Origin of the sequence: Corallococcus praedator, assembly GCF_003612125.1 — a bacterium.
GTDB classification, from domain to species: Bacteria; Myxococcota; Myxococcia; order Myxococcales; family Myxococcaceae; genus Corallococcus; species Corallococcus praedator.
The window spans coordinates 1-6,174 of the sequence record NZ_RAWI01000488.1; the positions used below are offsets into that span (position 1 = coordinate 1).

Below are 6,174 nucleotides of genomic sequence, written 5' to 3' on the forward strand. Positions count from 1 at the left end.
GCCGTAGACACCGTACGCCAGGAACACCAGCCATTCGGGATACGGTGAATGCGTGGCCAGGATGCGGTCCAGCTCCGAACGGGCCTCGGGCAGCCGCACACCCCCTTGCGCGATGGCGTCCGCAAGCCGCAGGAGCGCCGCCGCCCGGCCCAGGTTCCAGTGCGGGTTGAAGGGCAGCCGCGCGAAGGCCACGCGGGGACGCCGTGAGGACACCACCTCCGTCATCGCCAGACTCTGGAGCGTGAAGACCTCCACCTGGAGCCCCCAGGCCTTCGCCGCCCGCCTCACGCGCGCCTCCACCAGCAGCGACGGCTGGTAGGCCAGGTGCAGGGCCCTCGCGAGGTCGAGCAGGAAGGCCGACGCGACCTCCTCGTCCACCGGCAGGTCCAGGGGATGCTCCCGTCTCATGTCGCCTCCGCGTCGCTGTCGTCGCCCGCGCCGCCCGTCTCCCGCGTGTCGATGCGCGAGAAGCTGGCGCAGGACGCGTCCTGCCCCAGCGCCACGCCCCTGCCCCACCCGGTCGTGCGTTTCATGGCGTCAGTGCACCGGAGCAGGCCGGGCAGCCTCCGCCATGACGGGCTCCCGGGGACCCTCCTCCTGCTGGAAGGCCCGCACGGCCGCGCCCACGGTGGGAAAGAGCCGCTCCTTCCCCAGCCGGGCAAGCAGGCCCGAGCGCCGCAGCATCGAGCGCATCGGCGCCCGTGCCTGCGCCACCGCGAGCACGATGCCTTCGCCTTCCAGTTCGCGTCGCAGCTTCTCCAGCCCCTCCGCCGCGGTGACGTCCAGGTCGAACACGGAGGACGCATCCAGGACGAACCACTTCACCGGGACGCGGGACTCCGCCACCAGCCTGCGCACCTGTTCGCGCAGGAAGCGGGCGTTGGCGAAGAAGAGGGGCGCGTCGAAGCGGTAGACGACGAGCCCGGGCACCGTCTCCGCGTCCGCGTGGCCCTCCACGTCGTGCCAGCCGGGCACGCCCTCGCGCTCGCCCAGGACGGCGTCGTGGGGATGGGCCGCGCGGCGGATGAGGTCCACCAACGCCAGCGCCACCGCGATGAGGATGCCCTGCAGGATGCCCAGCAGCAGCACGCCCAGCATCGTCACCACCGCGAGCAGCGCCTCCACTGGCCGCACCCGCCACAGCCAGATGATGGGCTGCACCTCCAGCAGGTACACCGCCGCGACGATGACGATGGCCCCCAGCGTCACCAGGGGCAGCTTCGCCAGCAGCGGCGTGAGGAACAGCGTGAACACCAGCACCACCGCCGCCGCGCCCACGCCCACCAGTTGCGTGCGGCCCTTCATGGACGCGTTCACCGCCGTGCGCGAATCGCTGCCCGTCACCGGGAACCCCTGCGTGAGGCCGGTCACCAGGTTCGCCGCCGCCTGACCGAAAAACTCCTGGTTCGCGTCCAGGCGGTAGCCGAACCGGTCCGCGTAGATGCGCCCCGTGAGCACGGAGCTCGCGTAGTTCACCAGCGCGAGGCTGAGCGCCGCCGGCAGCAGCGCGCGGAAGTCCGCGAAGCCCACCGAAGGCAGTCCAAAGGCAGGCGCCTCCGCGGAGATGCTTCCCACCACCTTCATGCCCCCGTGCTCCAGTTGGAACACAGAAGCCGCCAGCGTGGTGAGCACCACCATCACCAGCGGCGCGGGCCAGCGCGGCAGGAAGCTGCGCATCGCCACCAGCGCCACGATGATGCCCAGCCCCAGGAGCAGCGTGGGCTCGTGCGTGCGTCCCACGTTGGACGCCACCTCCCAGAGCTGCCCCGCGAACTCGTTCGACTTGCGCTCCAACCCCAGCATCCGCGCCAGCTGACTGCCGATGATGATGAGCGCCGCGCCGTTGATGTAGCCGATGAGGATGGGCCGCGACAGGAAGTCCGCGAGCGCCCCCGCCCGGCACAGTCCCCCGATGAGGCTGATGCCTCCCACCATCAGCGCCAGCAGGGCCGCGAGCGACGCCAGCCGCTCCGGGCCTCCGCCCGCCACCACGGGGGCCAGCGCGGTCGCGGTGAGGATGGCGGCGCCCGCCTCCGGCCCCAGCAGCAGGTGGCGCGACGGGCCGAACAGCGCGTAGGCCAGCATCGCGAAGACACCCGCGTACAGCCCGGCCACGGGGCGCACGCCGACGATCTGCGCGTACGCCAGCCCCTGCGGGATGAGCATGGCCCCCACGGTGAGCGCGGCCAGCATGTCCGCGCGCAACCACCGCTTCGGATACGTCCGCGCCTGCTCGACCCCCGGAAGCGCGCGCCGCAGGACGTGGCCGAGCGTGTCCGCTGACAGCTTCATGGCCCGTCCCCTTCGGGCACCCGCCGCGGTGCCCCCTTCCCGCGGTCAGGGTGGGGACGCACGCGGCCCACGGCATCGCCCACCCGGCCACATGCGCGCTCAAGCGTGGGCCCGCCTGCCCGGCGGCAGCGACGTTCCACGTCCGCGTTCGGACTTCAGGTGGCGCTGGTTCCAGATTTGATACGGCAGCAGCGCCAGGGTGCGCACCACCAGGTACAGGCCCATGACGCCCAGCAGGGTCTTCATCGGGTAGGTGCTGCCACCCAGGCAGAAGGCGAAGGCCGGGTTGCCGAAGACGGCGGAGATGGCCAGCGCCGTGCTGTCCTCCGGCCGGGGCCTTCCCGCCAGGTGGCCCATCACCGCCGAGCCCAGCGTCACCACCAGCATCGCGACGAAGCCCCAGAAGTGGAGGCGCTTCAACAGCGGGAGGCCGGCGACGATCATCAGCAGCGCCGCCACCGCCAGCGCGACGGCGAAGAAGAGCTTCGCGGGCTTGAGCAGACGCCGGGCCCAGACGGGCGACAGCTTCTGGAGTCCAATCCCCAGTGCGAAGGGCACGAGGAACGGGAGGATGACCCTGGCCAGGAGGACCCGGTATGGCGGCGCCTGGATGGCCACCGGGAACAACTGCTCCAGCAGCGTCAGCGACAGCGGCAGCAGGACGATGGCGATGAGCGACAGGGTGATGGACAGCGCCAGGGCCAACGGCAGGTTCCCCTTCTGCTGGGAGATGAGCTTGAGCGACATGGGCAGCCCCGGGCAGAACGCCATCAACGCGATGACGCCCGCCGCGACGGGTTGCACGGGCAGCAGCGCCCTGGCCACGAGCACGGACAGCACTGGCACCGCCACCAGCGACACCAGCAGCCCCCGCTTGAACGCCGGCTGACGCACGCCCCGGCCCAGGTCCTCCAGGTGCCACGCCAGCCCCTGGGACAACCCCAGCGCGACGATGAAGCTGGACACCAGGAAAGCGATGATGTCGTGCAGGAAGTGCATCAGCGTCCCTCCGGGAAGATGTGTTTCCAGTCCTGGCGCATGCTCACCACCGCCCAGCCCCCGGCGCGCGCGGCCTTCAGCGAGGCGTCGTTCTTCTCCTGATAGGCGAACTCGCGCTGCGCGTCGTCGTGGTTGATGAGCAGGGTGAAGCCCGCGCGCGGCTGCTGCTTCGTGTACTGGAGCATCTGGATGTCCCCGCCCGAACGCACGTTGCCCGCGGCGAACACGGGCCGCCGCCCGATGCGCTGCCCGATGCCCACCGGCTTGCCCGCCTTGTCATTGATGTGCTCCACCTTCGCCTCGCGCCGCAGCACGGGGTGGCCGTCCTGGTCGTCGAAGTGCTCCTTCAAGTCGCTGCCGATGACCTGCTGGGGCGGGATGCCGTAGGTGTCCTCGGAGATGACGCGCATGAAGTCAGTACCGCCACCGGAGCTGATCCACGTCTGGAAACCGTGCGCGCGCAGGTACTGGAGCAGCTCCAGCATGGGCGCGTAGGCAAGCTGCGTGTACGGCACGCCGAGCTTCGGGTGGCGGGCGGTCTTGAAGAAGGTCCGCGCCTCCGCGGCGAACTCCTCCTGCGTCTTGCCCTTGTGGGTGGCCGAGAACAGCGCCATCAGCTCAGGCTCGTCCATCGTCGAAAGCAGGGCCAGGTCCCCCTCCAGCACGGCCTTGAAGGGCTGCTTGAGCGCGAGCGACGCATCCTCCTTCACCCGGGCCTTGACCTGTTCTTTCAGGAAGGCGCCCTGCACCACGGGCTGCTCCTGCCAGAGCGTGCCGTCGTTGTCGAAGGTGGCGATGCGCTCTTCCGGAGGGATGAAGCCAGGGCTGCCCTCGGTGGTGGAGCGGGTGACGAAGTCGATGATGGACTGCTTCACCGGGCCGTCGTTCCAGGAGGGCAGCGGATCCGCCGCGAGCGCCTGGAGGGGAGCCGCCCAGAGCAGCGCGAGGGTCCAGAGCAGGCAGGTCTGTCGCGAGCCATTCCGCATGCGTCGAACCACGGCCGCCTCCCCTTCACGCAATCCCAGACACCGACCCCAGGAGGGTGGGCCCTGAAGGGAGACTTCACAACGCGGCGTGGAGGGGACGCGGGAAGGGCCTGCTGTGCCCGCAAGCCGCCCCCGCCCCCGCGGAGGGGGCTTGCGTCGTCTGTGCGAGAGAGGAAGCGGCGCAGCACAGGCCCCCCATGAGCCCGAGCAGCTTCCAGCATGTGCGAGCTCCCGCCATTGTGCTCTCCCCGCCTGTGCTGCGCCCGGGATGAAGCTGGTGAGGAAGTGGCGGCTCCGCACATGGGGTCCGGGGTCGCATGGCACTGTCCGCTGACGGAGGCCCGCCTGCTTCACTTCAGACCAGATCGCGGCGGCGCAGGGCCCGCCACTCCATGACGGCGAGGACGATGAGCACGAGCACCAGCAGGAGGAACGCACCCCTCCACTCCGTGCCGGGGATACCACCCAGGTTGACGCCCAGCAGGCCGGTGATGAAGGACAGGGGGAGGAAGACGCCGGAGATGATGGTGAGCAGGTAGAGGATGCGCTGACTCTTGTCGTCCTGACGGGCCTTCTCGTCCTCGTGAAGGACGCGGGCGCGCTCGACCAGGGCATCCAGTTCCTTGAGGAGGGAGCCGGCACGCTCGGAGCTCTGCTGCATCCGCGGCTCTTGCGCGACGAGCCACCCCACGTCCAGCAGGCTGACCCGCACGATGGCGTCGCGGGAGAGCGAGACGAAGCGGCGCTGCTCCAGCAGCCCCCGGCGCAGCCTGCGCAGGTGCTCGGCGGCGACATCCTCCGCGCGACGCTCCTCGAAGCGCCCCTCCAGTTCGGACAGGGCGTCGTCGAAGTCGGTGAGGCGCAGGGCGGCCTCCTCGATCGCGGCGTTGGCGAAGGCGAGGAACAGGTCCGGGCCCCGAGGCCCATGGCCCTGCGCGAGCTTGTGGCGCAGCAACACGACGGCGGGCTGGCCGCCGTAGGCGATGGTGACGCAGTGCTGCGACGACATCCAGGCGCGCAGCATCCTTGGGGGAGCCCCGGTGCGCACGGCATCCGGGTGCTGCATGAGCAGGATGAGCTGATCACCTTGGACGACGTCGGTGCGCACCCGTCCCACGTCCCCGAGCAGGGTGTCGCGGACGTCCGGAGGCAGGGGGAAGGTCTGCTCCAGCACGCGGGGCAGGTCCGGGATGTCCGGGGACAGGTTCAGCCAGAGCGCGCCATCCGAAGGCTTCCAGTCCCGGACCTGCTCCAACGGCAAGGGACGCGCTCCGCCCCCGCCATCGAGCAGGAGCGCGAAGGCATTGTCGACTCCATCCATGTCCGCCTCCGCGGGTGGCTCCTCAGGCATCCAACGGGCGCACCGGAGGCAGCGTCCACTGGCCCTTCTGGACCCGCTCGTCGGGCCCATAGAAGCGGTAGACGAGCGTGAAGGGCCCTTCGGGCGCGGGCAGCCAGTTGGCCCGCTGCTCCGGTGCCGTGGGCATCTCCCGCTGGATGAACAGCGACAGGGAGCCATCCGGGCCATACTTCAGCCCCGGCGTCCGGTCTCCCAACGCGTAGCGCTCCAACGGGTTGTCCACCAACTCCCGCTCCGGCAACCGGTACAGCGTCAGCGACCAGAAGAACTTCACCGGCGGCAGTCCCCCCTTGTTGAAGCGCAGCACGTAGGACTTCTCCCCTGTCAGCGGCTGTCCGTTCGCATCCCGCTGCGTCCCACCGTACACGGCCTCCTCCGGGGAGTTGCCGTAGAGGCCCATCTTCGCGCCCACCGCCCGCTTCAGCACGTAGTCGGGCCCCATCGACTCACGCGTCCCGAACAGTCCCAGGAAGCTGGTGGTCCGGGCCTCCGCTTGTTCAATCAGCGCGAGCCCCTCCTCCACCCCCGCCTCCAATG

The 6,174-nt window shown here is 70.2% G+C and carries 7 protein-coding genes; all 7 read right to left on the bottom strand.

The window, feature by feature from the left end:
• On the bottom strand, window positions 1–408 hold a 408-nt coding region (locus D7Y13_RS36860), incomplete at its 3' end, for a threonine/serine exporter family protein (RefSeq protein WP_147452586.1).
• Complete coding sequence (locus D7Y13_RS48835; protein WP_255424517.1) at window positions 405–533, bottom strand: hypothetical protein; 129 nt, start codon at window positions 531–533, stop codon at window positions 405–407. The genes D7Y13_RS48835 and D7Y13_RS36860, both read right to left, overlap by 4 nt.
• Window positions 534–537: 4 nt before the next feature.
• A complete protein-coding gene (locus D7Y13_RS36865) occupies window positions 538–2,292 on the bottom strand; it encodes a SulP family inorganic anion transporter (protein ID WP_120585845.1) in 1,755 nt (584 codons plus the stop codon).
• Window positions 2,293–2,391: 99 nt separating this feature from the next.
• Window positions 2,392–3,291 (bottom strand): bile acid:sodium symporter, encoded by a 900-nt coding sequence (locus D7Y13_RS36870; protein ID WP_120585844.1) that lies wholly within the window; start codon window positions 3,289–3,291, stop codon window positions 2,392–2,394.
• On the bottom strand, window positions 3,291–4,289 hold the full coding sequence (locus D7Y13_RS36875; RefSeq protein WP_233595977.1) for an HAD family hydrolase: 999 nt from the start codon (window positions 4,287–4,289) through the stop codon (window positions 3,291–3,293). Before D7Y13_RS36875 ends, D7Y13_RS36870 begins: the two co-directional genes overlap by 1 nt.
• A 343-nt stretch (window positions 4,290–4,632) precedes the next feature.
• On the bottom strand, window positions 4,633–5,598 hold the full coding sequence (locus tag D7Y13_RS36880; protein WP_158620498.1) for a CorA family divalent cation transporter: 966 nt from the start codon (window positions 5,596–5,598) through the stop codon (window positions 4,633–4,635).
• A gap of 22 nt (window positions 5,599–5,620) precedes the next feature.
• Window positions 5,621–6,174 (bottom strand): DUF1214 domain-containing protein (locus D7Y13_RS36885; protein WP_147452587.1); only part of this gene is annotated, 554 nt, incomplete at its 5' end.

What these genes read in the sequence shown, in the direction of transcription:
- D7Y13_RS48835 (WP_255424517.1), bottom strand. Translation starts at nt 533, where the DNA reads ATGAAACGCACGACCGGGTGGGGCAGGGGCGTGGCGCTGGGGCAGGAC.
- D7Y13_RS36865 (WP_120585845.1), bottom strand. Translation starts at nt 2,292, where the DNA reads ATGAAGCTGTCAGCGGACACGCTCGGCCACGTCCTGCGGCGCGCGCTT.
- D7Y13_RS36870 (WP_120585844.1), bottom strand. Translation starts at nt 3,291, where the DNA reads ATGCACTTCCTGCACGACATCATCGCTTTCCTGGTGTCCAGCTTCATC.
- D7Y13_RS36880 (WP_158620498.1), bottom strand. Translation starts at nt 5,598, where the DNA reads ATGGATGGAGTCGACAATGCCTTCGCGCTCCTGCTCGATGGCGGGGGC.